General features: G+C 67.8%; 20 protein-coding genes and 1 pseudogene. 8 read left to right on the top strand and 13 right to left on the bottom strand.

Annotated elements, in window-relative coordinates; genetic code table 11:
• Window positions 1–118 precede the first annotated feature (118 nt).
• Entirely contained in the window at window positions 119–3,358 is a 3,240-nt protein-coding gene (locus ACEN98_RS31470; protein WP_413388762.1) for a PAS domain-containing protein, read from the top strand.
• Here the strand turns inward: ACEN98_RS31470 and ACEN98_RS31465 are convergent.
• Together ACEN98_RS31465 and ACEN98_RS31460 are read right to left on the bottom strand one after the other, a co-directional pair.
• Window positions 3,310–4,299, bottom strand: coding sequence for an alpha/beta fold hydrolase (locus ACEN98_RS31465; RefSeq protein ID WP_413388761.1), 990 nt, complete (start codon window positions 4,297–4,299; stop codon window positions 3,310–3,312). The genes ACEN98_RS31470 and ACEN98_RS31465 overlap by 49 nt on opposite strands.
• An 88-nt stretch (window positions 4,300–4,387) precedes the next feature.
• Window positions 4,388–4,534 (bottom strand): annotated as a pseudogene (locus ACEN98_RS31460) (NAD(P)-binding protein); the annotation flags it as partial.
• Between the two features lie 84 nt (window positions 4,535–4,618).
• Between ACEN98_RS31460 and ACEN98_RS31455 the strand changes: the two are divergent.
• The gene (locus ACEN98_RS31455) at window positions 4,619–5,257 is read left to right on the top strand and encodes a TetR/AcrR family transcriptional regulator (RefSeq protein ID WP_413388760.1); all 639 of its coding nucleotides are present in this window, start codon (window positions 4,619–4,621) and stop codon (window positions 5,255–5,257) included.
• A 107-nt stretch (window positions 5,258–5,364) separates the two neighbouring features.
• On the opposite strand, the gene xth is transcribed toward ACEN98_RS31455, so the two are convergent.
• Window positions 5,365–6,156 (bottom strand): exodeoxyribonuclease III, encoded by a 792-nt coding sequence (gene xth / locus ACEN98_RS31450; protein WP_413389120.1) that lies wholly within the window; start codon window positions 6,154–6,156, stop codon window positions 5,365–5,367.
• 187 nt (window positions 6,157–6,343) lie between these two features.
• On the opposite strand from xth, the gene ACEN98_RS31445 reads away from it, so the two are divergent.
• Both ACEN98_RS31445 and ACEN98_RS31440 read left to right on the top strand, forming a co-directional pair.
• Window positions 6,344–8,743 (top strand): TIM-barrel domain-containing protein, encoded by a 2,400-nt coding sequence (locus tag ACEN98_RS31445; protein WP_413388759.1) that lies wholly within the window; start codon window positions 6,344–6,346, stop codon window positions 8,741–8,743.
• A 72-nt stretch (window positions 8,744–8,815) separates the two neighbouring features.
• Window positions 8,816–9,895: a hypothetical protein gene (locus tag ACEN98_RS31440; RefSeq protein WP_413388758.1), complete on the top strand. Its 1,080-nt coding sequence runs from the start codon at window positions 8,816–8,818 to the stop codon at window positions 9,893–9,895.
• Between the two features lie 12 nt (window positions 9,896–9,907).
• Here the strand turns inward: ACEN98_RS31440 and ACEN98_RS31435 are convergent, their stop codons facing one another.
• Window positions 9,908–10,294: a cupin domain-containing protein gene (locus ACEN98_RS31435; protein ID WP_413388757.1), complete on the bottom strand. Its 387-nt coding sequence runs from the start codon at window positions 10,292–10,294 to the stop codon at window positions 9,908–9,910.
• Between the two features lie 178 nt (window positions 10,295–10,472).
• On the opposite strand from ACEN98_RS31435, the gene ACEN98_RS31430 reads away from it, so the two are divergent.
• On the top strand, window positions 10,473–12,794 hold the full coding sequence (locus tag ACEN98_RS31430; RefSeq protein WP_413388756.1) for a PAS domain S-box protein: 2,322 nt from the start codon (window positions 10,473–10,475) through the stop codon (window positions 12,792–12,794).
• Here ACEN98_RS31430 and ACEN98_RS31425 read toward each other — a convergent pair.
• Both ACEN98_RS31425 and ACEN98_RS31420 read right to left on the bottom strand, forming a co-directional pair.
• Window positions 12,780–13,178 (bottom strand): group III truncated hemoglobin, encoded by a 399-nt coding sequence (locus ACEN98_RS31425; protein WP_413388755.1) that lies wholly within the window; start codon window positions 13,176–13,178, stop codon window positions 12,780–12,782. The genes ACEN98_RS31430 and ACEN98_RS31425 overlap by 15 nt on opposite strands.
• 92 nt (window positions 13,179–13,270) lie before the next feature.
• Window positions 13,271–16,105 carry a M16 family metallopeptidase gene (locus ACEN98_RS31420; protein ID WP_413388754.1) on the bottom strand — a complete coding sequence of 945 codons (2,835 nt, stop codon included), beginning with the start codon at window positions 16,103–16,105 and terminating at the stop codon, window positions 13,271–13,273.
• Window positions 16,106–16,350: 245 nt separating this feature from the next.
• Between ACEN98_RS31420 and ACEN98_RS31415 the strand changes: the two genes are divergently transcribed.
• Both ACEN98_RS31415 and ACEN98_RS31410 read left to right on the top strand, forming a co-directional pair.
• Window positions 16,351–17,268: a PLP-dependent cysteine synthase family protein gene (locus ACEN98_RS31415; RefSeq protein WP_413388753.1), complete on the top strand. Its 918-nt coding sequence runs from the start codon at window positions 16,351–16,353 to the stop codon at window positions 17,266–17,268.
• 15 nt (window positions 17,269–17,283) lie between these two features.
• Window positions 17,284–17,808, top strand: coding sequence for a hypothetical protein (locus ACEN98_RS31410; protein WP_413388752.1), 525 nt, complete (start codon window positions 17,284–17,286; stop codon window positions 17,806–17,808).
• A 71-nt stretch (window positions 17,809–17,879) separates the two neighbouring features.
• Here ACEN98_RS31410 and ACEN98_RS31405 read toward each other — a convergent pair whose 3' ends face one another.
• A complete protein-coding gene (locus ACEN98_RS31405; RefSeq protein WP_413388751.1) occupies window positions 17,880–18,146 on the bottom strand; it encodes a cupin domain-containing protein in 267 nt (88 codons plus the stop codon).
• 104 nt (window positions 18,147–18,250) lie between these two features.
• Window positions 18,251–19,621: an amino acid permease gene (locus tag ACEN98_RS31400; RefSeq protein ID WP_413388750.1), complete on the bottom strand. Its 1,371-nt coding sequence runs from the start codon at window positions 19,619–19,621 to the stop codon at window positions 18,251–18,253.
• A gap of 142 nt (window positions 19,622–19,763) precedes the next feature.
• On the opposite strand from ACEN98_RS31400, the gene ACEN98_RS31395 reads away from it, so the two are divergent.
• Window positions 19,764–22,436, top strand: a complete 2,673-nt coding sequence (locus ACEN98_RS31395) for an EAL domain-containing protein (RefSeq protein ID WP_413388749.1) — start codon at window positions 19,764–19,766, stop codon at window positions 22,434–22,436.
• A gap of 40 nt (window positions 22,437–22,476) precedes the next feature.
• On the opposite strand, the gene ACEN98_RS31390 is transcribed toward ACEN98_RS31395, so the two are convergent.
• Genes ACEN98_RS31390 through ACEN98_RS31370 form a run of 5 tightly spaced genes read right to left on the bottom strand, consistent with a single transcriptional unit; the run spans window position 22,477 to window position 25,221 of the window.
• Window positions 22,477–23,178 carry an MBL fold metallo-hydrolase gene (locus tag ACEN98_RS31390; RefSeq protein ID WP_413388748.1) on the bottom strand — a complete coding sequence of 234 codons (702 nt, stop codon included), beginning with the start codon at window positions 23,176–23,178 and terminating at the stop codon, window positions 22,477–22,479.
• Window positions 23,179–23,649, bottom strand: a complete 471-nt coding sequence (locus ACEN98_RS31385) for a DUF6691 family protein (RefSeq protein ID WP_413388747.1) — start codon at window positions 23,647–23,649, stop codon at window positions 23,179–23,181. It abuts the gene before it with no gap.
• A gap of 10 nt (window positions 23,650–23,659) precedes the next feature.
• On the bottom strand, window positions 23,660–24,094 hold the full coding sequence (locus ACEN98_RS31380; protein WP_413388746.1) for a YeeE/YedE family protein: 435 nt from the start codon (window positions 24,092–24,094) through the stop codon (window positions 23,660–23,662).
• 2 nt (window positions 24,095–24,096) lie between these two features.
• Window positions 24,097–24,417: a metalloregulator ArsR/SmtB family transcription factor gene (locus ACEN98_RS31375; RefSeq protein ID WP_413388745.1), complete on the bottom strand. Its 321-nt coding sequence runs from the start codon at window positions 24,415–24,417 to the stop codon at window positions 24,097–24,099.
• A gap of 39 nt (window positions 24,418–24,456) precedes the next feature.
• A complete protein-coding gene (locus ACEN98_RS31370; protein WP_413388744.1) occupies window positions 24,457–25,221 on the bottom strand; it encodes an OBAP family protein in 765 nt (254 codons plus the stop codon).
• Window positions 25,222–25,246: the final 25 nt, after the last annotated feature.

Below are 25,246 nucleotides of genomic sequence, written 5' to 3'. Positions count from 1 at the left end.
GCATGCGGTGCAGCGGACAGGGGCCGATCCGGACAAGCTCGCGAATCGTGTGACCGCACGATTGCAAACGCGATTAAAATCGCGGACTTCACAATATTCCAGCGGGCAGATTCACACGATGTCGACTCAGGCGGCTCCGGTCAGGACCTTCGGCGCGGGCGGCGGCCTGCTAGGCGGAATCATCGACGACTACGACTGGGCCGGCACGAGCCTCGGCCCCATCTGCCGCTGGCCGGACGTCGTCCGTACCACCGTCGAACTGATCCTGCGTTCGCCCGTGCCCATCGTCACGTTATGGGGCGAGGACGGCGTCATGATCTACAACGACGCGTATTCCGGCTTCGCGGGCGGCCGCCATCCGCGCCTGCTTGGCTCCAGGGTGGGCGAAGGCTGGCCCGAAGTGGCCGACTTCAACGACAACGTGATGAAAGTCGGCCTGGCCGGCGGCACGCTGTCGTACCGCGACCAGGAACTGACCCTGCACCGCAGCGGCAAGCCCGAGCCGGTGTGGATGAATCTCGATTACTCGCCGATCGTCGATGCGGCCGGCGCCGTCGTCGGCGTGATCGCCATCGTCGTCGAGACGACGGCGAAGGTGCGCGCCGAGCGCTGGCTGAGCGGGGAACACGACCGCCTGCGGACGATGTTCGAGCAGGCGCCCGGCTTCATGGCCCAGCTTGCGGGCGCCGACCACGTGATCCAGTCCGCGAACGCAGCCTATCGCGCGCTGGCCGGCCAGCGCGACCTGCTCGGCAAGCCGCTGCGCGACGCACTGCCGGAGACGGTGCCGCAGGGCGTGATCGCGATCCTCGACCAGGTCTACCTCACCGGCACGACTTATACCGCGACCGCGAGCCCGTTGTGGCTGGCCGACAGCGGCGGCAACCGCCGCCTGCACTACGTCGATTTCGTCTACCAGCCCGTCAAACGCGAGGACGGCACCGTGTTCGGCATCTTCGTGCAGGGCGGCGACGTCACGGTGCGCGTCGAGGCGGAACGGGCGCTGCGCGAGAGCGAGGAAAAATTCCGCACGTTCGCCGAGGCGATGCCGAACCAGGTATGGACGGCCACGGAGGACGGCAGGCTCGATTGGTTCAACACGCACGCGTACGCGTACGGCGGTCTCGATCACGCCGCCCACGCGGGCATCGCGTGGACTGCCATCGTGCACCCCGACGACCTGCCGGCCGTGCAGAAGCGCTGGGCGATCGCCGTGGCGTCGGGCGCGCCGTTCGACGCCGAATTCCGCCTGCGCCGCGCGGACGGCACGTACCGCTGGCATCTGTCGCGCGCCGTCGCGCTGCGTGACGCGGACGGCAACGTGGCCCGCTGGATCGGCACCAGCATCGACATCGAAGACCAGACGGTGATCGCGCACCGCCTCGCGGCGTTGAACGCGGACCTGGAATCGACGGTCGCGCGGCGCACGGCGGAACGCGACCGCATGTGGCGCCTGTCGCGCGACGTCATGCTCGTCGCGTCGTTCGACGGCAACGTCGAAGCCGTCAGTCCGTCGTTCGGGTCGCTGCTCGGCTGGGCCGAGCACGACATCGTCGGCAAGAACTTCCTGCATCTCGTGCACCCGGACGACCAGGCCGCGACGATGGCGCAGATGGCGTCGCTGGGCGAGGGCCATTACGTCTATAAATTCGAGAACCGCTACCGGCGCAAGGACGGCAGCTATTGCGTGCTGTCGTGGACCGCGGCGCCGGACGCCGATTTCATCCACGCGATCGGCCGCGACATCACGGCCGACCGCGAACAGGCGGAGCAGATCCGCCGCACGGAACTGGCACTGCAGCAGTCGCAGAAGATGGAGACGATCGGCAAGCTGACGGGCGGCGTGGCGCACGATTTCAACAACCTCCTGCAGATCATTTCGGGCAACCTGCAGCTGCTGGAAATGCACACGGGGGGCGCGGACGGGGTTGCCAACACGAAGCGGTGGATCGGGAATGCGCGTCAGGCCGTGGAAAAGGGCGCGAAGCTGGCGAGCTACCTGCTCGCGTTCGGCCGCCGCCAGCCGCTGGAACCGAAGGTGGTCAAGATCGGCCGCGTCGTGACGGGCATGGAAGACATGCTGCGCCGCGCACTCGGCGAACAGATCGAAGTGGAGCTCGCGCTCTCGGGTGGATTGTGGAATACGGCGGTCGACGTGGCGCAGGTGGAGAACGCGATCCTCAACCTTGCCATCAACGCGCGCGACGCCATGTCCGGTGCGGGCAAGTTGACGATCGAGGCGCACAACGCCATCCTCGACGATTTATATTGCCGCACGCACGGCGACGTGGCACCGGGCCAGTACGTGATGCTGGCCGTGACGGACACGGGCAGCGGCATGACACCGGACGTGCTGCGCCAGGCGTTCGAGCCGTTCTTCTCGACGAAGGCGGAGGGTAAAGGTTCCGGCCTCGGGCTGTCGATGGTGTATGGCTTCGTCAAGCAGTCCGGCGGCCACGTCAAGATCTACAGCGAGCCGGGGCAGGGCACGACGGTGAAGCTGTACCTGCCGCGCACGACGGCGGCCGAGGAGCCCCTGGGCCCGATGGATCCGCACCAGCCGGCCGTCGGCGGTACCGAGACGATCCTCGTGGCGGAAGACGACGAAGCCGTGCGCACGACCGTCGTCGAGATGCTGACCCAGCTCGGCTACCGCGTGCTGAAGGCGGCGGACGCGGCCAGCGCGCTCGCGGTGGTGGAATCCGGCGTGCCGATCGACGTGCTGTTCACGGACGTCGTCATGCCCGGCACCCTGCGCAGCCCGGACCTCGCCCGCATGGCCCGCGAACGGCTGCCGAACCTCGCCGTGCTGTTCACGTCCGGGTACACGGAAAACTCGATCGTGCACGGCGGCCGCCTCGATCCGGGCGTGGAGCTGCTGGGCAAGCCGTACACGCGCGAAAGCCTGGCGCGCCGCATCCGCCAGGTGCTCGCGAACCAGAGAAACCGCGTCCACGTGGACGGCGCGCCGTCGAATGTGCTGCCGACTCTGCCTTCGGCCGGGCGCAAGCCCGACCCGGGCCGCCTGCGCATCGTTCTGGTGGAAGACGAGGACGAGATCCGCGACTCGACCGCGGCGCTGCTGCGCCACCTGGGCCACGAGGTGCTGGAAGCCGTCGATGCGGAGCAGGCGCTCGCGCTCATTTCGTCCGGGTCGGACGTGCTGATCACGGACGTCTTGTTGCCGGGCATGTCCGGCGACCTGCTCGCCGCCCAGGCCCGCACCCTGGCGCCCGGCATCCGCATCGTGTTCGCGACCGGGCAGGGAGAGGTCAACAACTGGCCGGACGCCGTCGTGCTGCGCAAGCCTTACGACCTGGCCGCGTTGACGGCGGCGCTGGCGGACAGCGTCGCCTGAGCCGCGGCCGCGTCGATGAACGCGGCCGTCGCGTCCGGATTCGTGATGGGCAGCATGTGGCCGCCCTCGACCAGTTCCAGCCGCGCTCCACGCACCTTGTCGGCGAGCGCCTGGCCGTGCGCCCGCCAGTCGAGGATGCGGTCGTCCTTGCCGTACAGGATGCTGACGGGGAGCTGCAGTTCGCCGTAGCGCGTCTCCTGCGCGGGCAGGCAGTCGGGGAGCGCGCGCAAGTCGTCGGACGCCGCCAGGAACGCGCTGGGACGCAAGCCAAGCAGGCCGCCGCCGCGCGTCGCGAAATCCGCCGGCACGGCTTCCGGGCCGAACACCTGGTCCAGGGCCACGCGGCTGTTCTTGATCGACGCGGGAATCGCGAGGGTCCATGCGACGAGATTGCGCCACGTCGGCGACAGGATCGTCAGCCCTTCGAACACGGGCGGCACGTGCTCCTGCATGTGCGTCAGCGGCGCCACCAGCGCGAGGCCGCCCACGCGGTCCGGATGGCGCAGCGCGAGCGCGAGGGCGAGCGCACCGCCCAGTGAGTGACCCACGACGAGCGGACGCTCCAGTCTCAATTGTTCGATCAGCGCGGCGAGCATGGCGGCCTGCGTGTCCAGGTCGGCCGCCGTGCCGGGCGCGCGCGTGGAAAAGCCGGATCCGGCGCGGTCGACGGCGACCATGCGGTAGCGCCCGGCCAGCCGGTCCGTCACGCCGTACGTGTAGTGCGCGAGCTGGCCAGCAAGGCCGTGCAGGAGCAGCAGCGGGGGCAGGTTCGGGTCGCCGCCGTCGAATTCCTGGACGTGCAGGCGCGCGCCGGGCACGTCGACGAAGCGGCCCTGCGGCGGCAGCACGGCTTCCACCTTGCGCGCGGTCCACAGCGTGAACAGGAAGGCCACGAACACCGGCAACGCGAGGACGGCGAGGAGTACCAGGACGAGAGTCATCGTTTGATCGCTTTCTTGAGGAGGGCGGCGTCCTGCGCCATCGCCGGCACGAGCGTCACGGCCGCGGCCCCGCTGCCGACGACGACCGCGTGCCGCCGAGCGCGGCGCGTGCTTCCAGGGTGGCCCAGGTCTTGCCGGGGCAGCCCCGCTGGAGGTGCCGGGCGGCGCCGATGCCGGACAGGCCGGCGCCGACGATGATGACGTCGAAAAATGGCGCCGCGGCGGGTTCGGGCATGGCGTGTCTCGTTGGTTTTGGAATGCGACTGACACTGTATATTGTCACATATCGATAAGCAATGTTCTGTGCGAAAATAGAAGGATGCCTCCAGAAACTTCCCAACCTGCCCGGCCTTATCGCGGCGTCCCGCAAGACGAACGGCGAGCGCAGCGGCGCGCGCAACTGATCGCGGCGGCCGTCGCCGTGTATGGCGAGCGCGGCTACCGCCAGTCGACCGTCAAGGCCGTCTGCGAGGCCGCCGGGCTGACCGAACGCTATTTTTACGAATCCTTCGCGAACAGCGAAGAGTTGTTGATCGCCTCGTTCAACGCCGTCACGTACGGCGTGCTGGGCGAGCTCACCGAAGCGGCCCAGCAGGCCGGCCGCAGCCGGGTCGCGCGGGCCCGTGCGATGTTGCATACGTATTTCGCGGCGCTGCAGCGCGAGCCCCGTTCGGCGCGCGTGTTCCTCGTCGAGATCCGCGGCGTCAGCCGGGCCGTCGACAAGGCGTTCGATGCCGCGCTGCGCGCCATCGGCGAACAGGTCGGGCGCTACGTCGTGCCGCCCGGCGTGCCGGCCGATCCGCTGCTGGAAGCGGGCATCGTCGGCGGCGTGATCCACATCGCGCTGCGCTGGATCGAGGACGGGTACACGCCGGACATCGAGATCGTCACCGACAGCGCGTTACGCCTCGGGATGGTGCTGGGACGGGCGCCGGTGCGGCGGACTGTGGGCAACTGAGACACTGTCGTTCCCGCGCAGGCGGGAACCCAATTTCTCCAGCTACGGACGCAGAGCTTGGATCCCCGCCTGCGCGGGGATGACGGTCTTCAGGCAGGTAGCGTGGATTATGCACCAGGAAGTTTTGGCCAATCGAGCTCGACCCACGTCGGCGCATGGTCGCTCGGCTTCTCGCGCCCGCGCACGTCGCGGTCGACGCCGGCCGCCTTCAGCTTCGGCGCGAGGGCGGGGCTCAGCAGCAGGTGGTCGATGCGCAGACCCGCGTTGCGGCCGTACGCGTCACGGAAATAATCCCAGAACGTGTAGATGACTTCGCCGGGGTGCGTCGCCCGAAGGGCATCCGTCCAGCCCTGGTCGAGCAGGCGCTGGTAGGCCGCGCGCGTCTCCGGGCGGAACAGCGCGTCGTCGAGCCAGCGTTCCGGCTTGTAGACGTCCAGTTCCGTCGGCATCACGTTGTAGTCGCCCGCGATGACGACCGGCGTGCCCGTGGCGATGAGTTCCTGCGCGCGCAGCCGCAGGCGCTCGAACCAGCGCAGCTTGTACTCGAACTTCGGGCCCGGCGCCGGGTTCCCGTTCGGCAGGTACAGGCAGGCGACGAGGATGCCGTTCACGGCGGCCTCGATGTAGCGGCTCTGCTCGTCGTCGGGATCGCCCGGCAGGCCGCGCTGGAGTTCCTGCGGCTCGGTGCCGCGCGCGAGGATCGCGACGCCGTTCCAGCTTTTCTGGCCGTGCCAGATCGGACAATAGCCGGCCGCGCGGATCTCCATCTCGGGAAATTTTTCCTGCGGCGCCTTCAGCTCCTGCAGGCAGGCCACGTCGGGCTGCGTCTCCTCGAGCCACTGGAGCAGGGCGGGGAGGCGGCTGTTGATGCCGTTGACGTTGAAGGTGGCGATGCGCATGGGGTCTCTCATGGGTTGTCGTTGCCGCTATTCTGACCCGAGAATGCCGCGACCGCCGCACGACGCGCCGAAGTAGTCAAACTACGCGCAAATCTTCAGAAATTCTATGTATGCAGCCCATCTCTGTAGCTTTTCTACGGAATTCGGTTAAACTCCGGTATTCCAACAACGATACCGCCCGGAGACCATGAAGCCGATCCCCCACGCCGTCCTCGCCCTTTGCCTGCTCGCCAGCCTGCCGTCCCATGCGCAGAATACGGAGCGCGCGTTCCTCGGCTACCGCAACGACAACGGGACGCTGGACATCGCCACCAGCGACGGCCGCTACCTGATCCGGCCCTACGACGCCAACATCGTCGAGACGAGCTTCGTGCCGCGCGGCGAGACGTTCGACCCGGCGTCGCACGCCGTCGTGCTGAAGCCCGGCCAGGCGCGGGCCACGGTCCGGGAGGCGGACGGGCGCATCCAGCTCGTCACGGACGGCATCACGGTCACGGTGGAAAAATCGCCGCTGCGCATCAGCTATGCGTACAAGGGAAAACCGCTCGTCGCCGAGAAGGGGGGCTATGGCCACGCGGGAGAACTGGAAACCATCGAGTTCGCGCTCGCGGGCGACGAGGCGCTGTACGGCGCCGGCTCGCGCGCCGTCGGCATGAACCGGCGCGGCAACCGCTTCCGCCTGTACAACCGCGCGTCGTACGGCTTCGGCAACCGCGCCGACCAGATGGGCTATGGCATTCCGATGGCCGTGTCGTCGCACAAGTACGCGATCCACTTCGACAACCCGCAGGCCGGCTGGCTCGATTTCGACAGCCGCAAGGACGGTACCCTGCGCTACGAAGTGATGGGCGGCCGCAAGACCTACCAGGTGATCGCGGGCGACGACTGGGCGCAGCTGATGGACGAGACGACGCGCCTGACCGGCCGCCAGCCGCTACCGCCGCGCTGGGCGTTCGGCAATTTCGCGAGCCGCTTCGGGTACCACAACGAGGCCGAAGCGCGCGCCGTCGTCGATAAATTCATCGCGGACGGCATCCCGCTGGACGCCATCGTGTTCGACCTGTACTGGTTCGGCAAGACGGTCAAGGGCACGATGGGCAACCTCGCGTGGGACCGCGACAGCTTCCCCCATGCCGAGGCGATGATGGCGGACTTCAACAGGAAGGGCGTCAAGACGGTCCTCATCACGGAGCCGTTCGTGCTGACGACGTCGAAGCGCTGGCAGGACGCCGCGCAGCAGGGCGTCCTCGCGACGGATGCGCAGGGCAAGCCGTTCGTCTTCGATTTCTTCTTCGGGAACACGGGCCTGGTCGACGTGTTCAAGCCGCAGGCGCGCGACTGGTTCTGGAACATCTATAAAGACCTCAAGGCGGGCGGCGCCGCCGGCTGGTGGGGCGATCTGGGCGAGCCCGAGACGCATCCGTCGGCCGCGCGCCACGCCACCGGCACCGCGGACCAGGTCCACAACATCTACGGCCACGAATGGGCGAAGCTGATCGCCGACGGCTATGCGCGCGACTTTCCGCAGGAGCGGCCGTTCATCCTGATGCGCTCGGGCTACTCGGGTTCGCAGCGCTTCGGCATGATCCCTTGGTCCGGCGACGTGCAGCGGGGCTGGGGCGGCCTGCAGTCGCAGATGGAGATCGCGCTGCAGATGGGCATGCAGGGCCAGGCCTATATGCACTCCGACCTGGGCGGCTTTGCCGGACCCGTGCTGGACGACGAGCTGTACGTGCGCTGGCTCCAGTACGGCGTGTTCCAGCCGATCTTCCGCCCGCACGCGCAGGAAGAAGTGCCGGCCGAGGCGATCTTCCGCACGCCGGCCGTGAAGGCGCGCGCGCGCGACGCCATCCGCCTTCGTTACGCGATGCTGCCGTATAACTACACGGCCGCCTTCGACGACAGCCGCACCGGCATGCCCATGATGCGCCCCGTGCTGTTCGAGGACCCGGACAACGAATTCATGTCGACGACGGGCATCTCGTCCACGTACCTGTGGGGCCCGGACTTCCTCGTCGCCCCCGTCACGGAACCGGGCGCCACGCGCAAGGAAGTCTTCTTCCCGCGCAAGGGCAGCGTGTGGTTCGACTTCTACACGGACGAGCCGCACCACGGCGGCATCCTGGAGACGGTGACGCCGCGTCCGGACCGCATCCCGACTTACGTCCGCGCCGGCGCGTTCGTCCCGCTCGCGCAACCCGTGCAGAGCACGCGCGATTATTCGACGGCAAAGCTCGACCTGCATTACTGGCACGATGCCGGCGTGACGCAGGCGCAAGGCCACCTGTACGACGACGACGGCCACACCGCGCACGCGTTCGAAACGGGCAAGTACGAGCTGGTGCGGTTCTCCAGCACCTTCGCCGACGGCCGCCTGGCCCTGACGGTCGCGCCGGAACCCGGCGCCGCCGCGACGCCGACCGCGCGCACGTTCGACCTGAAGGTGCACAACGTGGCCGCGAAACCCCGTGCCGTGCAGGTCGGCGGCAAGGCGATCGCGTACCGCTGGGATGCGAAACGGCGCGTGCTCGACGTCAGGCTGCCGGCCGTTCGCACCGAAGCGCTGCGGGTGGTCGTGACACTGTAACGCAGGCGCGCTCCGCGCTTGGGTTGAATTCGGTACACTGCTCCTCCGGGATCCGGAATTGCGCACTGCACCATGAAGACCCAATTGTTGCAAGACTTCCAGGAAAGCGGCTCGGCACCGTCGGCGCCGCCATCTCCGCCGCCATCTCAGGCCGCGCCGCGCCGGCGGCCGGCCGTCTGGCACGGCCCCGGTTCGCAGCGGGCCGAAGCCGGCGCGGCCGTCCAGAAGGCCGACCCCGGGCCGGAGCAACGCGCGCCGGAAGTCTCGGCGCGCGGCAAGGGCGTCGCGATCGAAGCGCTGGCCGACCGCATCGCGCAAGCACGGACGGCGCGGCCAACAGCGCCGCCGCCCGTCGACGAGGCCACCGTGCCCGTCGACGAGGCCACCGTGCCCGTCGACGAGGCCGCCGTGCCCCTCGACGAGCCCACCGTGCCCGGCGCCGCGGCCCGCCAGCCCCTGGGCCCGCCGCCCCCTCCCGAGCCGCCGCCGCTCGCCGATCACATTCCGCCGCCGCGCGCCGACACGGGCACGATCCCGCGCCCCGTGCAGCCGGACATCGAAGCGGAGTGGCTCGCCGCGCGCCTGCGCGAGGAAGCGGCGGCGCGCGACACGCCGGCCTGGACGAGCATGTGGAAACGCCGCCTCGTCACGTGGAGCATCGCGGGCGGCCTGCTGGCCGGCCTGGCGGCGGGCGGCTTGTGGCTGTACGAGGAAAACCGGGTCGAGGATGCGCTCGTCGTCGTGGCGAACACGTCACCGGCAGGGCAGCCGCCGGCCGCGGCGGCCTTCGTTGCCCGCGCACCGGCGCCCGCACCGGTGCCGGTGCAGCCCGCCGTCACGCCGGAACCCGTGAAGCCGGTGCCCGATGAGCCCGTCGCCCCCATCGTCGAGGACGAGGCGCCTGCCGCGGCCCCGGTCGACGTCACGCCGCCCCGGCGCACGGCGCGCACGAGGACGGCAGTGAAGAAACAGGGCGCCGCGAAGGCGCGCCGCACGGCAACCAGAGCGACGCCTCCGGTCGCCGCCGACCCGTCGCCGCGCCAGCGCCGCGAAGAGACGCTGATGCAATGCCGGGCCCACGGCTACGACGCGCGCCGGTGTATCGAGCGCGCCTGTACGATGACGCGCTACGGCCTCGCCTGCAAAGGATAGGCCGGCGTGGAATCAGTGGCCGTGCTGTTGTTCGTAGTCGTCCGCCTCGGCCTTGGTCGCATGGACGATGCCGTCCGGATGCTCGGGCGGGGTGTACAGCGTGTACAGGCGCATCGGCTCGCCGCTCGAGGTGTTGATGACGTTGTGCTCGGTGCCGGCCGGGACGACGACGGCGACGCCGTCCTCGAGCTTGTGCTCCTCGCCATCCAGGATCGCGACGCCCTGGCCGGCTTCGATGCGGATGAACTGGTCGTGGCCCTCGTGCCTTTCGAGGCCGATTTCCTCGCCGGGCTGCAGGGTCATGATGACCAGCTGGCTGCGCTGGGTCGTGTAGAGGACTTCCCGGAAATTATTCCCGGCAAGTGTTTTTTCTTCGATGTTGATGCTGTAGCCCGACATGACGTTCTCCGTGAAGTGGTCGTCCGCATTGTATCGGAAAGCGTGATCGGACACGCAATGTTGTCAACACAGCCATAAACGTTTCATGATGTGCATGAGTATTTCCACAATGTTATAATCAGATCATGAACGTTTGACCTTTTCCGATATGACTTCCGACCTCACCACGAAGCGCCGCATGCAATTGTTGATCGAGCGGGTCGCCGATTACGCGATCTACATGCTGAATCCCGACGGCACGGTCGCGAGCTGGAATGCCGGCGCGCGGCGCTTCAAGGGGTACACGGAGGCCGAGATCCTGGGTCAGCATTTCTCGCGCTTCTACACGCCGGCCGACCGCGCCTCCGGCCTGCCGGAACGGGCGCTCGCCACGGCGCTGGAAACAGGACGGTTCGAGGCGGAAGGCTGGCGCGTGCGCAAGGACGGCAGCCATTTCTGGGCCTCCGTCGTCATCGACCCGATCCTCGACGACGACGGCCAGTTGCTCGGCTTTGCCAAGATCACGCGCGACATCAGCGACAAGAAGCTGGCGCGCGAAGCGCTGCGCCGCAGCGAGGAGCAATTCCGCCTGCTCGTCGACGGCGTGATCGACTACGCCATCTACATGCTGTCCCCGGAAGGCCTCGTGACGACGTGGAACGCGGGCGCACGCAACATCAAGGGGTACACGGCGGACGAAGTCATCGGCACGCACTTCGGCCGCTTCTACACGGACGAAGACCGGAACGACGGGCTGCCGGACCGCGTGCTCGCGACGGCGCGCGAACAGGGGCGCTACCATGGCGAGGGCGTGCGGGTGCGCAAGGATGGCACGCGCTTCCGCGCCGACGTCGTCGTGGACGCCATCCGCGACGCGGACGGCCGCCTCGTCGGCTTCGCCAAGATCACGCGCGACGTCACGCAGCGCGTGCAGCTGGAAGAGGCGCGCCAGGCCCTGCAGCATGCCCAGCGCCTGGAAGCGGTCGGCAAGCTGACGGGCGGCGTCGCCCACGACTTCAACAACATCCTGCAGGTGATCGGCGGCAGCCTGCAGCTGCTGGGCGGGACCGTGGCCGGGCTGCCGGCCGCGCTGCGGCATGTGCAGATGGCGCTGGCCGCCGTCGACCGCGGCGCCAAGCTGTCGTCGCAGCTGCTCGCGTTCGCGCGCCGCCAGCCGCTGCGGCCCTGCGTGCTGAACCCGGGCCGCGTCGTGCGCAACATGGAAGACCTCGTGCGCCGCGCCGTCGGCGAACACGTGGAAGTCGAGACCGTCGTCTCGGCGTCTCTGTGGAACACGACGCTCGACCCGCACCAGCTGGAAAACGTCGTGCTGAACCTGGCCATCAATGCGCGCGACGCGATGCCGGGCGGCGGCAAGCTGACGGTCGAACTGTCCAACACGGTGCTCGACGACACCTACGTCAGCGCCGCGCACGAAGTGCCGCCGGGCCAGTACGTGCTGCTCGCGATCTCCGACACGGGCACCGGCATGACGCCGGAGGTGCTTGACCGCGCCATCGAACCGTTCTTCACGACCAAGGGCGAAGGGCAGGGGACGGGCCTCGGCCTGTCGATGGCGTTCGGCTTCGTCAAGCAGAGCGGCGGCCACTTCCGTATCTACAGCGAAGTGGGCCACGGCACGACGATCAAGGCCTATTTCCCGCGCGTGCTCGAGGCGGAGCAGACGCTGCCGGAACCGGTCGCGAACGAGGTGCGCGGCGGCACGGAGACGATTCTCGTCGTCGAGGACGATCCGAACGTCCAGGCGACCGTCGTCGGCATGCTGTCCGAGCTGGGCTACCAGGTGCTGCGCGCCGACAATGCCGAGTCGGCGCTGGCCGTGATGAAGGCGGGCGTGCGCTGCGACCTGCTGTTCACCGACGTCGTCATGCCGGGCAAGCTGAAGACGACGGACATGGTGCGCCAGGCGCGCGCTCTGCTGCCGGACATGAAGGTCCTGTACACGTCCGGCTACACGCAGAACGCGATCATCCACGGCGGGCGCCTCGACCCGGGCGTGGAACTGCTGTCCAAGCCCTACCGCCGCGAGAAGCTGGCGTCTAAGGTGCGCCAGCTGCTGGGCGCGAAGGAGGCGATGTCCGAGCCGGCACCGGCCGCGCCGGCGCCGCGCCAGGCGGTGTCCGCGGGCCTGCGCGTGCTGCTGATCGAAGACGATGCCCAGGCCCGCGAGCTGTACCGCGACATCCTGCAGGCGGCGGGCTTCCAGGCCGACGAGGCGGCCACGGCCCGGGACGCGCTGGCGCTGCTGGCGCGCGACCGCTATCACGCGGCCGTCGTCGACTACAGCCTGCCCGACCTGGACGGCCTCACGCTCGCCCGCCGCATCGTGGAAAGCCATCCGGGCGTGGCGATCGTGTTCGCGTCCGGCTACGGCAGCCTGGTCGCGGGCGCGGCGGACGTCACGGCGCGGGTGCTGACGAAACCGTTCACGGACCTGCAGCTGAAGCAGGCGCTGCTGGCCGCGGTGGCCGAGCGGCGTGACGCGTCACGCCGCGCCTGAGAGGTCGCCTCGAACGCGAATATCGCCGAAAAATCCCAGTTGCAGGCTCGACGCGATGCGCTGGGCCACCTCCATCGCCTCGGTCGCGCCGTCGATGCCGAACACGTCGATGGCCGTCAGCCGGAACAGTGTGAGCCAGCGGACGAAGTGTTCCGTCTCGATACCCGAGAGGGCCATGTGCTTGCCGAAGACATTCCCCTGGAATTCGCCCGTGCCGAGCAGGACCTTGGTCCAGAACGCATACATCCGCGGCATGTGCTCGTGCCACCGTCCGGCGAGTTTCGCTTCGAACACGGGGGACAGCACGGCATCGTCGCGCACGCGCGCGTAAAACGTGTCGACCAGGCGGATGATCGACGATTCGGTGATGGTGGGGGAAGGCATGGCTCGCTCGGGAACAACGTGATGCCCGACATTCTAGCAAAGGTGCATCCGAAATGCACCTTTACCGCCCGCGGCCATGCCCGCCACCAGACCTACTTGCTGGCCGTCTTCACGTCGGCCTCGGGCAGCAGGACGACCTGGACATAGTTGTCCTTGTCGAAGTAGCGCTGCGCGGCCGTACGCACGTCGGCCACCGTCAGTGCGTCGACCTCGTCCATGACCGTCAGCAGGTGCGACAGCGGCGTACCGTCGAGCAGGGACACTTTCACGCTCTGCAGCCAGTACCCGTTCTCGTGCTCCGAACGCTCGTGGACCACGCGCCAGTTGGCCTTGACCTTGTCGAGTTCCGCCTGCGTCGGGCCGTTGGCCTTGACGCTGTCGATCTCCGCGAACAGGGCGGCGACGAGCTTGTCGACCTTTTCGGGGCCGGTCGGCAGCTGCGTGCTGATTTCGTAGTGCTGGTACGGGATGCGCTGCACCGCGCCGGCCATCTGGCCCGAATAGATCAGGCCGAGCTTCTCGCGCAACACCGCGTTCACACGCAAATTCATCACCTCGATGAGCGCATTCATGCGCAGCGCCTCGGCCGGCGACCAGGCCGCCGGACCGGAAAACGTCAGCGACACGACGCTCTTGGGCTCCGTGCCCGCGTGGACTTCCTTCTTGACGACACCTGGCGCGATGCGCAGGCCGACGTCGCGGTAGGCGAGCGGCAGGTCGGGCGTCGGCAACGTGCCGAGGTAGGCGGTCACGAGCGGCTTGATGGTTGCCGGATCGAAGTCGCCGACGACGACGAACGTCAGGCCCTTCGCGCTGGCGAAGCGCTGGCGGTACACGGCGAGACTGCGGTCGAGGTCGATCTTGCCGAGGTCTTCCTGCGTGGGCATACGCCCTTCGTACGGATGACGGCCATAGAGCGTGTCGGCGACCGCTTCGGCGAAGCGCTGTTCGGGGGCGGCCGCGCGGTTGCGCACCATGTCGCCGAGCGCGCCCATGTACGCCTTGTACAGGGATTCGTCGCGCCGCACGCCGTCGAAACGCAACCACAGCATCTGGAACATCGTCTCCAGGTCTTCGGCACCGCTGGCCGACTGGCCGCCGATCTCGTCCGTGTAGTCGGACATCCCGAGCGTCACCGCCGCGCGCCGGCCCGCGAGCATCTTCATCAGGTCCGTGGGCGCGAAGTCCTTGATGCCCATCGACATGGCCAGCCCCGTGGCGGCGCGCGCGTTCGGCAGGTCCTTCTCGTCGACCAGCGTCTGGCCGCCGTAGCGCACCGCGCCCAGCAGCACCTCGTCCTTGCGGAAGGCGGTCGGCTTGAGGACGACCTGCACCCCGTTCGACAAGGTCAGCCGGGTCAGGCCGAGCGTCTCGTCGCGCGTTTCGGTCACGATGCGGCCGGGCGTGGCGGGACGGTCCATCAGGCGTTGCGCGACCTTCTTCTCGGCGCGGTCGGTGACCGTGGCCTGCGCGGCGGCCGCGTCGGCCGCCAGCAATTGATCCGTCGTGGGCGCGGGGCCGGTCTTCGTATTGCCGGCGAACACGACGAGCTTGCCGGCATCCTCCGGGAACGCCTTGCGGGCGGCCGCATTGAGATCGGCCACCGTGATCCCCGGCAGCAATTCCTGCACGAGATGGAACTCGGCCTCGATGCCCGGGATGCTCTCGCCGGCGAGGAAATTGCGCTGGTATTCGGCAACGTACCGCCCGGAATCCGTCGTGTCCCGTTGCTTGACCGCGCTTTCCATCCCATTCAGGACGACTTTGCGGACACGCGCCAGCTCCGCTTCGCTGAATCCGAACTGGCGGACCCGGTGCATTTCCTGCTCGACGGCCGCGACGGCCGGGACCACGCCACCCGCACCCACAACGGCGCTGACGGAGAACGCCTTGTGGCGCGCGCTCACCGGGGTGGTGCGGCCGCCCGCGCCGAGGAAGGGCGGATTCGCCTGCTGCGTCAGCTCGCCCAACCGCAGGCTCAGCAGGATGGCCGCGAGGTTGTCCACGACCTTGGCGCGGTAGCTCCCGTAGGTCCCGAGGTCCGGCTCGAGCCGGACGGGATAGTTGAGCTCGACGGCACTGCGGGGCATTTCCTCGTCGGCGAACACGAACGCTTCCGTCCCCGTTCGTGCGGGAATGTCGGCGTACGTCCGGGGGCGCGGCTGCGGCGGATTGGTCAGCCCGGCGAAGTGCGCCTTGACCAGGCGCTCGGCCTCGGCCGGCTCGATGTCGCCGACGACGATCACGGCCATCAGGTCCGGCCGGTACCAGTCGCGGTAGAAGCGGCGCAGCGCTTCCGGCTGCGCGGTGCGGATCACGTCTTCCTTGCCGATCGGCTCGCGCAGCGCATAGCGCGAGCCGTTGTACAGCTTCGGCGCGAGCGCCTTGCGCAGGCGCTCCTGCGCGCCCTTGTGCAGGCGCGCTTCCTCGAGCACGATCGCGCGCTCCTTGTCGATGTCGTCCGCAGCCAGCGTGACGCCGTGCGCCCAGTCTTCCAGCACCGTGAAGGCCGTCTCCACGTTCTCCTTGCGGTCGGTCGGCACGGGGAGCATGTAGACCGTCTCGTCCAGGCCCGTGTAGGCGTTCAGGTCGGCGCCGAATTTCACGCCGATCGATTGCAGGTACGAGACCAGTTCCTGTTTCTTGAAGTGCGTGGAACCGTTGAAGGCGAGGTGTTCGACCATGTGGGCGAGACCCTGCTGGTCATCGTCCTCGAGCACGGAGCCGGCCTTCACCACGAGCCGCAGCTCGACCCGGTGCTCGGGCTTGCCGTTCTTCTGGATGTAATAGGTCAGGCCGTTCGCCAGCTTGCCGACCTTGACCTGCGGCCCGACGGGAACGCGGGCGTTGAGGTCGACGGCGGCTGTGGCGGGCAGCAGCGTGGCCAGGGCAGCGGCGAGCACCGTGGCGCGAAACAGGAAGGGCATCCGGACATCCTTTGCGATCGTTATCAAGAACCGCGAGCTTAGCAAAGGAACATGCCCCATAAATACACGCATTGTCACGCGGACACGGTAATTGCCCGGACGAACCCGATAGACCGCACCGGCACGCCGAATGTCTTGCGGGAACGCACCCGATCCGGTTAAGGTAGGGACCGTCTCAATCCGACGCCATGCGGCGGATTGTTGTGTTAGCCTTTCTCGGCGGCAATCTCACTGAAAGGAGCGGCGTGGAATCCCAAGTCAAATCTTCCGTGCTGGACGCGATCGGCAACACGCCCGTCGTCAGGCTGGGCCGCCTGTTCCCCGGCTACGACGTGGTTGCGAAGCTCGAATACATGAATCCGGGCGGCAGCATCAAGGACCGCATGGTCCGGCACATGCTCAAGAGCCTGCCGGCCGGGACGGACCGCGTCGTCGAGAGCTCGTCCGGCAACACGGGCGCCGCGCTCGCGATGGCCAGTGCCGTGCTGGGCCTGCAATGCGACGTGACCGTGCCGCAGACCACGAGCATCGAAAAGATCAAGCGCATCCGCGCCTACGGGGCCGAGGTGCACCTGTGTGCGCCGGACGACGGCCTCGACCCCGCGGCCGGTTACCAGGCCGTGGCCGAGCGCCTCGCGCAGGGCGACAACGTCCACCTCCTCGACCAGTACCGCTCCGCGCTGAACCGCGAAGCCCATTACCGCGACACGGGGCCGGAACTGTGGCGCCAGCTCGCGGGCGAGATCGACGTGTTCGTGTGCGGCATCGGCTCGGGCGGGACGATCTCCGGCATCGGCCGCTACCTGAAGGAACAGAAGCGGGACCTCGTCGTGCTCGGCGTGGAGCCCCGCAACTCGGCGTACCGCAAGCTCGTCACGGACACGCCCGCCGACGGGGAGTTCGCCAGCGTCGTCGAAGGCGTGGGCAAACACCAGCCGTCCGGCAGCTTCGACCCCGCGATCGTCGACGACGTCGTGCAGGTGGCCGACGACGACGCGCTCGACTGGTGCCGCCGGCTGGCGGCGGAAGAGGGCATCCTGGCGGGCGGGTCCAGCGGCTGCGTCGCGGCCGGCATCGCGCACCTGCTACCGCGCCTCGCCGGCAAGCGTGTGGCGACCGTGTTCCCGGACTCCGGCGTGTACTATCTATCCAAGTACTTCTGATAACGGATCCGGACCGTGTCCGACCTCATCGCCCTGCTCGGTGCCCGCATTCCGGCCAACCTGGCGCCGTTCATGCTGGCCAGCGTCACGGCACCCGCCGTGCGCGGGGTGCCGCACGGCCCGGACGTCCTCGCGCGCCGGCTCGGCTGCCCCTGCGGCAGCTGGGAACTGAAATTGCGCACGGCGCGGCGGCGCGAGCGGCGCGGGCTGTTCGGCCGCAAGACGGTCGCGGCACCCGTCGCGCCCGTGCATGCCGCGTGCCCCGTGTGCGGGCGCGAGGTGCTGTTGTTCGATCCGGCGCAGCACGGCTGGCATGGCCGTCATGGCGACGGCGTGCGGCCGCGCGCGGACGACGAGGGCTGGTTCGCCAATGCGGCGGGTGAAGTCGTGGTCGCGTACGCATACCGCGCGGAAGACGCGTACCGGGCGATGCTGGCCGACGGGTGCTCCGATCCGCAGGACTGGTTCGACTGCTTCGCCATCGTGTTCCGCGCGGCCGGCGCGCAGCCCGTGCTCGTGCTGGCCGAAGAACAGACGTAGGGTGGGCTCCCCGAGCCCACGGGCGCAGTGTGCAGATTGTCGGCGTGACGCGTGGGCACAGGGTGCCCACCCTACCGCCGCCCCGATAGATAGGCCACGCCCTCGGGCCCGTAACTCTCGCGATGCGGCTCGTCGCGGCGCAGGTGGAACACGTCGCCGGCCCGGTAGATCTTGATCTCGCCGCCCGCGTGCAGGCGGATCTCGCCTTTCAGGATCAGCGCCTTCGCTTCGAACGGATGCGCATGATCGGCCAGCGTGCCGTTCGGCGCGCGTTCGACGAGGACCGGGTCCGCATAACCTTCCGCTTTCAGCGCATCGAGGAATTCCTGTTGTTCCATGCTGGGCTCGCAAGTGTTCGGAGTTCGTGAACGCGGAGTGTATCACTGGTCCATGTCCACACTCATCCCTGTACGACGTTGCGCGACCGGACCGGCGCCCGTGATCACGAAGTCGCGCGGGCGATGCGCGCGCGCCGGCCCTCGGCCACGCGGTAGCCGATCGCCAGCACGACGAGCCAGGCCGGAATCATCCACACCGAGACGCGCAGTTCCGGCGTCGCATACATGATCGCGACGATCCCGCCGAGATACAGCAGGCACGCCCAGTTCGTGAGCGGGTAGAGGGGGCTCGGGAACGCCGTGCGCTCGCCGGCGGCCTGCCTGGCGGCGCGGAAGCGCAGGTGCGACCAGCTGATCATCGCCCAGTTGATCAGCATGCCGGCGACGGCGAGACCCATCAGGAGGCCCAGCGCCTTGCCCGGCACGGCATAGTTGACCCCCACGCACAGCGCGGTGGCGACGGCGGACACGGCCAGCGACGCCAGCGGCACGCCCCGTTCGTTCACGCGCAGCAGCGCGCGCGGCGCGTGGCCCTGCACGGCGAGGCCGTACAGCATGCGGCTGTTCGAGTACACGCAGCTGTTGTAGACGGACAGCGCGGCCGTCAGCACGACGACGTTCAGCACGTGCGCGACGACGCCGGCGTCGAGCGCCTTGAAGATCAGCACGAACGGGCTGGCGCCGGGCACGATCTGGTCCCACGGGTACAGCGACAACAACACGGCCAGCGCGCCGACGTAGAACACGAGGATGCGCCACAGCGTCTGGTTCGTCGCGCGCGGGATCGAGCGGGACGGATCGGCCGCCTCGGCCGCCGTGATGCCGATGACCTCCAGGCCGCCGAACGAGAACATGATGATCGCCATCGACATCACGAGACCCTGGATGCCGTGGGCGAAGAAGCCGCCGTGCGTCCACAGGTTGCTGACGCCGGCCTGCGGTCCCGCCCCGCCGCTCGCGAGCAGGAACACGCCATAGACGATCATCGCGATGATGGCTGCCACCTTGATGACGGAAAACCAGAACTCGCTCTCGCCGAACGCGCGCACGTTGATGAGGCTGATGCCGTTCGCGAGCACGAAGCAGCCCAGCGCCGACACCCACGTCGGCACGCCCGGAAACCAGTACTGCACGTAGATGCCGACGGCGGACAGCTCGGCCATGCTGACGAGCACATACAGCACCCAGTAATTCCAGCCCGATACGAAGCCGGCGAAGCGGCCGCAGTATTTGTCGGCGAAGTGGCCGAACGAGCCGGCGACCGGTTCGTCGACCATCATCTCGGACAGCTGGCGCATGATCAGGAAGGCGACCAGGCCCGCGACCGCGTAGCCGAGCAGGACGGACGGACCGGCCAGCTTGACCGTTTCCGCGACGCCGAGGAACAGGCCGGTGCCGATGGCGCCGCCGAGGGCCATCAACTGGATGTGCCGGCTCTTGAGGCCGCGGTGGAGTGTGGTGTGGTCGGAAGCCATGGTGCCCGCTTGCTAAAAGACAAGGATTTTAAAGCAAACGGTGGCGGATGTGACCACGCGATCGCGAACTCGTACGCGAATATCGAGGCGCGATTTCGTCGTAAAAATATGGACTTGCAAAAACACGGCGGTTCGAGCAATCTTGAACCGGACTCGTCCCGGCATGGCGGATGTCTTCCCGCATGTATTTTATAAGCAGCTGGCCAGGAATATCATGATTCAACCATCAGACGCCGGATTTTCCGCGCTGTTTCACGCCCATCCAGTACCGATGTGGGTGTATGACCTCGAAACGTTCCGCTTCATGGCGGTCAATGCCGCGGCCATCGTCCATTACGGTTATTCGGAAGCGGAATTCCTGGCCATGACGCTCCGCGATATCCGTTTGCGCGAAGATCTCGAGCGGCTGGACGACAACCTGCGGCAGCCGCAGGTACCGAGTATCGAAAAGTCCGGCATCTGGCGGCATGTCAGGAAGGACGGCTCCGTCATTCATGTGGAAATCACGTCGCATCCCTTGTGGTTCGGAGAACGCGCGTGCAGGTTCGTCCTGGCCCACGACGTCACCGAGCGCCTGCTCGCGCAGGACAAGATCATGCGTCTCAGCCGGATCTACGCCGTGTCGAGCGGTGTCAATGCGGCGATCGCCCGGATCCACACGCGTGACGAGCTGTTCGACGAGGTCTGCCGGATCGCGGTGCACGTCGGCGCGTTCAAGACGGCATGGATCGGCGCGTTCGAGCCCGATGTGCTCGAGGGGCGTGTCGTGGCGTGGTGCGGCGGCGAACGGCGCAACGTCGACCGGGTGCACTTGACCTTACGCGCCGACAGTATCGATAGCGCAAGGCCAGCCTGCGTGGCGGCGCGCGAAGTGCGGGCGGTGATTTGCAATGACGTCGCGACGGACCCCGGGCTGGCGCCGCTGGCGAGGGAAATGCTCGAGGAAGGGCAGCGTGCCGTTGCCGCGCTGCCGCTGGCGCCGGCCGGTCGCGTCGACGCCGTGATGGTGTTCATTGCCGATACCGCCGGGTTCTTCGATGCGGAGGAACTCAAGCTCCTCGATGACCTGGTCGGTGACATCAACTTTGCATTGCAGTTCATCGACAACAAGGAGCGGCTCAGCTATCTGGCGTATTACGACGTGTTGACCGGACTGCCGAACGCCAGGCTGTTCGAGGACAGGCTCGGGCAATTCATCCACTCGGCGCAGGCGGGACAGCATGTCGGCACGATCCTGGTGAATATCGATCGGTTCACGCAATTGAACGACGCACTCGGACGCCACATGGGCGACGCCCTGCTCAAACAGGTCGCGCAGCGGCTGGACGAGGCGCTGCCGGGGGGTGTCAGCGTGGCGCGGATCGGTGGCGCCACGTTTGCGATCGCCGTCGCCGAACTGGCGCAGGACGCCGACCTCGAACATATCGTCGATGAGTTCATCCTGGCGACCATCAACCAGCATTTCCGGCTGGGGCCGCACGAAGCACGTGTCCAGGCGCGGGCCGGATTGGCGCTGTGTCCCCGCGATGGCGGCGATGCCGAAACCCTGCTCAAGCATGCGGAAGCGGCGCTGCAGAGCGCCAAGCGCCTGGGCGAACCTTATCTGTATTACTCGCCGGCGATGAATGCCTCCCACGCCGCCAGGCTCGCACTGGAATCGGAGCTGCTGCACGCGCTCGATGCGCAGGAATTCGTCGTGTACTACCAGCCACGGGTTGACCTCGTGAGTGGACGCGTCGTCAGCGCGGAAGCCCTGATTCGCTGGCGGCATCCACAGCGCGGACTGGTGTTTCCCGGCACCTTCATTCCGCTCGCGGAAGAGGTTGGGCTGATCGAGCCGATCGGCGACTGGGTTCTCGATACCGTCTGCGCCCAGCAGGCGCGCTGGCTGCAGGGGAAGATCGACGTCGTGCCGGTCGCGGTCAACCTGTCGGCGGCGCAGCTCAGGAATGGAAAATTCGTACAGGACGTGACGGATGCGCTGTCCAGGCACCAGCTGCCGGCCCACCATCTCGAATTCGAGCTGACGGAATCGATGGTGATGAACGACGTGGAGCTGGCCGCGGCGAATCTGCAGGCCTTGAAGGCGCTGGGTATCCAGTTGTCCCTGGACGATTTCGGCACCGGGCATTCTTCGCTCGCCCACCTGCAGCGTTTCCCGTTCGACGCGGTCAAGATCGATCGCGCGTTCATCCGCGACGTCAATGCCAATGCCGGGAATGCGGCGATCGCGACCGCGGTCATTGCGATGGCCCACAGCCTGCATTTACGCGTGGTCGCGGAAGGGGTCGAAACGGAAGGGCAATTGCAATTCCTGCGCCGGCGCCGTTGCGACGAACTGCAGGGATTTTACTTCAGCGAGGCGGTGCCGGCCGCGCAATTCGAAACGATGCTCGTCGAAAAAACGCAGCTGACGCTCGGACCGCAGGTCGATGAAGATACGCTCCTGATCGTCGACGACGAACCCAACAACCTGTCGACGCTGAGGCGACTGCTGCGGCGCGAGGGATACCGCGTGTTGACGGCGAGCGGAGGGCAGGAGGGTCTCAACCTGCTTGCCCTGAACAAGGTGCAGGTCATCATTTGCGACCAGCGCATGCCCAACATGTCGGGAACCCAGTTCATGCGGATCGTCAGGGAGCTCTATCCGGATACGATACGCATCATCCTGTCGGGATTTACCGATCTCGCGGCGGTGACGGACAGCGTCAACCAGGGGGAACTCTTCAAGTTCATGACCAAGCCATGGGACGATGGCGAACTGGTCAGAAATATTCGCGACGCGTTCCGGCTCCACCGGCAACGCAACGGCTAGGCCGCCGCCGGGCGGGTTCGGCGGCGGCCCCGGTATCCGATCAGACGCCGTGCGGCAGCCCGAGGTTGCGATTCGCCGGCACGGCGATGTCGATCAGCTTCGGCTGCGGCAGGTTCAACCCGTCCATCAGCGTCACGAAATCCTCGCGCGACCGCCCCGACACACGCGCGTTGTGCGCCTTCTCCCAGCCGATCGTCGACACCGACTGGCCCCTGTAGTCATGCCCCGGCCACACGCGCGTCGCATCCGGCAGTGCGAACAGCTTGCGCGTGATGCTGTCGTACAGCGCCGCCGCGCTGCCGCCCTGGAAATCGGTGCGGCCGCAGCCGTCGATCAGCAGCGTATCGCCCGTGAACACATTGCCGCGCCAGACGTAGCACATGCTGCCCGCCGTGTGGCCGGGCGTGTGGATCACGGCGATCGTCTCGGCGGCGCCGAAGCGGACGATGTCGCCGTCCTGCAGCTGCACTTCGGCGGGCGGGATGCCGCAGCCGCTCGGCACGGCGGCACGCGCGCCCGTCAGCTGGCGCAGGCGGCCGGCGGAGGTCACGTGGTCGGCGTGGGCGTGCGTCTCGAGGATGTATTCGAGGCGCAGGCCCAGGCGCTGCAGGTGGGCGAGGTCGCGTTCGACGTGCTGGTCGACGGGGTCGATGATGACCGCGGCGTCACTGCCGGGCGCGGCGAGGATGTACGTGAAGGTCGACGACGCGGCGTCGAACAACTGGATCGGATTGTTGTGCATTCATTCTCCCGAAGGGCCGGCCGCGGCGCGGGTACCGCCGCGTTGGGCCTCGATGCCGGCGCGGATACGCTCGGCCACTTCGAATATTGCCATGCCGGCCACCATCGCCGCAACGAACAGGAGGGTGGACCGTCCGCCGACGGCCAGCGCCGTCAGCGCCGGACCGGGGCAATAACCGACGAGGCCCCAGCCGACGCCGAACGTGATGCTGCCCAGGACGAGCGGCGCGTCGATGCGGCCCGCGCCCGGCACGCGGATATGGCTCCCGAACAGCGGCCGCACGCGCGTGCGGGCGAAGCGGAAGGCGAGGGCGGCGACGAGGATGGCCCCGAGCATCACGAACACCAGCGACGGGTCCCAGGTGCCGCTCACGTCGAGGAAGGCGAGCACCTTGGCGGGATTGCTCATGCCGGACAGGATCAGGCCCCCGCCGAACAGCAGGCCGGCGAGGAAGGCGGTAACGAGATTCATGAAAGATTCCTCAGCGCCCGAGCACGTGGCGCACGATGAAGACGGTGACGACACCGGCCGCCATGAAGCAGGCCGTGGCCAGCAGCGAGCGGGGCGACAGGCGCGCGATGCCGCACACGCCGTGGCCGCTCGTGCAGCCGTTGCCGAAGCGGGTGCCGATTCCCACGAGCAGTCCGCCCACGGCGAGCAGCGCCGGGGAATGGTCGATCTGCGCCGGCGGCATCGCGCGCATGGTCAGCCACACGAGCGGCGCGGCGAACAGGCCGAGAATAAACGTGACGCGCCACGCAATATCGCCGCGGCTGGGTCGCAGCAGGCCGCCGACGATGCCGCTGATGCCGGCGACGCGGCCATTGGCCAGCAGGAGCAGGGCCGTGGCCAGGCCGATGAGTATGCCGCCCGCGAGCGATGCCCACGGGGTGAAATGGAGCCAGTCGATCCGCATGATCAGTCCTCCTTCGGACAATACAGCTGGTATAACAACCGCAGCACGGCCAGCGCTTCCGGACTCGCCACGCTGTAGAAAATCTGCTTGCCGTCGCGCCGCGTGGCGACGAGGCCTTCCTGGCGCAGCACCGCCAGCTGCTGCGACAGCGTGGGCTGGCGGATGTCGAGCGCCGCTTCCAGCGCGCCGACGGGCTGCTCGCCCTGCGTGAGCTGGCACAGCAGCAGCAGGCGATCCGGATTCGCGAGCGCCTTCAGCAGGCCGCCGGCCTGGGCCGCGGCGACGCGCATGGCGTCCGGCGGGAGAGTCGTGACGGTGTCCATGCACTCATTCTATAAAATCACAATCTATAAATCAATAGATTATTTGCTCGGCGGCTGGGGCTGGCTGTCCACGACGCCCGGCATGTCCTGCGTCTGGCGCGGGAACTTGCCCTTCAGCGCGTCGACGCCGCCCTGCGGATGCGCGAGCGGCTTCAGGTCGGCGCGCGACTTGCGCCGGTCTCCGGTGTGGATCTTCATGCGGGTATCGCGCTCCTCGAGCATGTTGGGCAGCAGCTCGCCGTCCCGGTTGAACGACCACGCGAGCATCGGCGCACCCAGCGGCAGGGCGTCGCCGGGCTTGCCGTTGGCGCCCGTGTTCCACACGTGCCACGTCTTGCCATAGCTGTTCATCTTCTTTTTCATCAGCGCGTGTTCGGCCGCCTCGGGCAGGCCGGGCGCGACCAGCTGGCCGCCGAGGATCTCGCCGTTGTGCGGATGCCAGTACTGGCGCTCGTCTGGCGGCAGCCTGCCGTACAGCTTTTCCGAGATGATGTATTCGATGCCGTTCAGGTTGGCCGTGCGCGTATTGCCGTCGAACAGGGCGCATTGCGCGAAGTCCTCGTTGACCTGGCGGCAGAAGTGGTGGGCCTCGACCTGCATCTCCGGTTGGTCCTTCATCGGATGAAAGCCATTCAGGTAGATGTCGAACCCGGCCAGCGGCGCATTGCCCTGCAAGAGTTTCGCGCCCGCTTCGAGCGCGCGCGTGTCGCCGGCCTTCGGGGCGCCGGCGGGCTGCGGGTGCTGGGCGGCGGCCACGGTAGCGAACAGGCAGCCGGCCATGCCGGCGACGGTATGCAGCTTCATTGGAACCTCCTTGGTGGATAGGATC

This window comes from Massilia sp. CT11-137, from assembly GCF_047302885.1.
GTDB lineage: Bacteria > Pseudomonadota > Gammaproteobacteria > Burkholderiales > Burkholderiaceae_D > Telluria > Telluria orientalis.
Note: the sequence above shows the minus strand (reverse complement) of the source record. Positions and strands in the feature narration are given on the sequence as shown.

Bases quoted from the DNA above. Each gene is read 5' to 3' on its own strand.
- ACEN98_RS31375 (WP_413388745.1), bottom strand. From the start codon at position 24,417: ATGGACACCGTCACGACTCTCCCGCCGGACGCCATGCGCGTCGCCGCG.
- ACEN98_RS31440 (WP_413388758.1), top strand. From the start codon at position 8,816: ATGAAGACCCAATTGTTGCAAGACTTCCAGGAAAGCGGCTCGGCACCG.
- ACEN98_RS31400 (WP_413388750.1), bottom strand. From the start codon at position 19,621: ATGGCTTCCGACCACACCACACTCCACCGCGGCCTCAAGAGCCGGCAC.
- ACEN98_RS31380 (WP_413388746.1), bottom strand. From the start codon at position 24,094: ATGCGGATCGACTGGCTCCATTTCACCCCGTGGGCATCGCTCGCGGGC.
- ACEN98_RS31385 (WP_413388747.1), bottom strand. From the start codon at position 23,649: ATGAATCTCGTTACCGCCTTCCTCGCCGGCCTGCTGTTCGGCGGGGGC.
- ACEN98_RS31445 (WP_413388759.1), top strand. From the start codon at position 6,344: ATGAAGCCGATCCCCCACGCCGTCCTCGCCCTTTGCCTGCTCGCCAGC.
- ACEN98_RS31435 (WP_413388757.1), bottom strand. From the start codon at position 10,294: ATGTCGGGCTACAGCATCAACATCGAAGAAAAAACACTTGCCGGGAAT.
- ACEN98_RS31470 (WP_413388762.1), top strand. From the start codon at position 119: ATGTCGACTCAGGCGGCTCCGGTCAGGACCTTCGGCGCGGGCGGCGGC.
- ACEN98_RS31430 (WP_413388756.1), top strand. From the start codon at position 10,473: ATGCAATTGTTGATCGAGCGGGTCGCCGATTACGCGATCTACATGCTG.
- ACEN98_RS31390 (WP_413388748.1), bottom strand. From the start codon at position 23,178: ATGCACAACAATCCGATCCAGTTGTTCGACGCCGCGTCGTCGACCTTC.
- ACEN98_RS31465 (WP_413388761.1), bottom strand. From the start codon at position 4,299: ATGACTCTCGTCCTGGTACTCCTCGCCGTCCTCGCGTTGCCGGTGTTC.
- ACEN98_RS31370 (WP_413388744.1), bottom strand. From the start codon at position 25,221: ATGAAGCTGCATACCGTCGCCGGCATGGCCGGCTGCCTGTTCGCTACC.
- ACEN98_RS31420 (WP_413388754.1), bottom strand. From the start codon at position 16,105: ATGCCCTTCCTGTTTCGCGCCACGGTGCTCGCCGCTGCCCTGGCCACG.
- xth (WP_413389120.1), bottom strand. From the start codon at position 6,156: ATGCGCATCGCCACCTTCAACGTCAACGGCATCAACAGCCGCCTCCCC.
- ACEN98_RS31425 (WP_413388755.1), bottom strand. From the start codon at position 13,178: ATGCCTTCCCCCACCATCACCGAATCGTCGATCATCCGCCTGGTCGAC.
- ACEN98_RS31405 (WP_413388751.1), bottom strand. From the start codon at position 18,146: ATGGAACAACAGGAATTCCTCGATGCGCTGAAAGCGGAAGGTTATGCG.
- ACEN98_RS31455 (WP_413388760.1), top strand. From the start codon at position 4,619: ATGCCTCCAGAAACTTCCCAACCTGCCCGGCCTTATCGCGGCGTCCCG.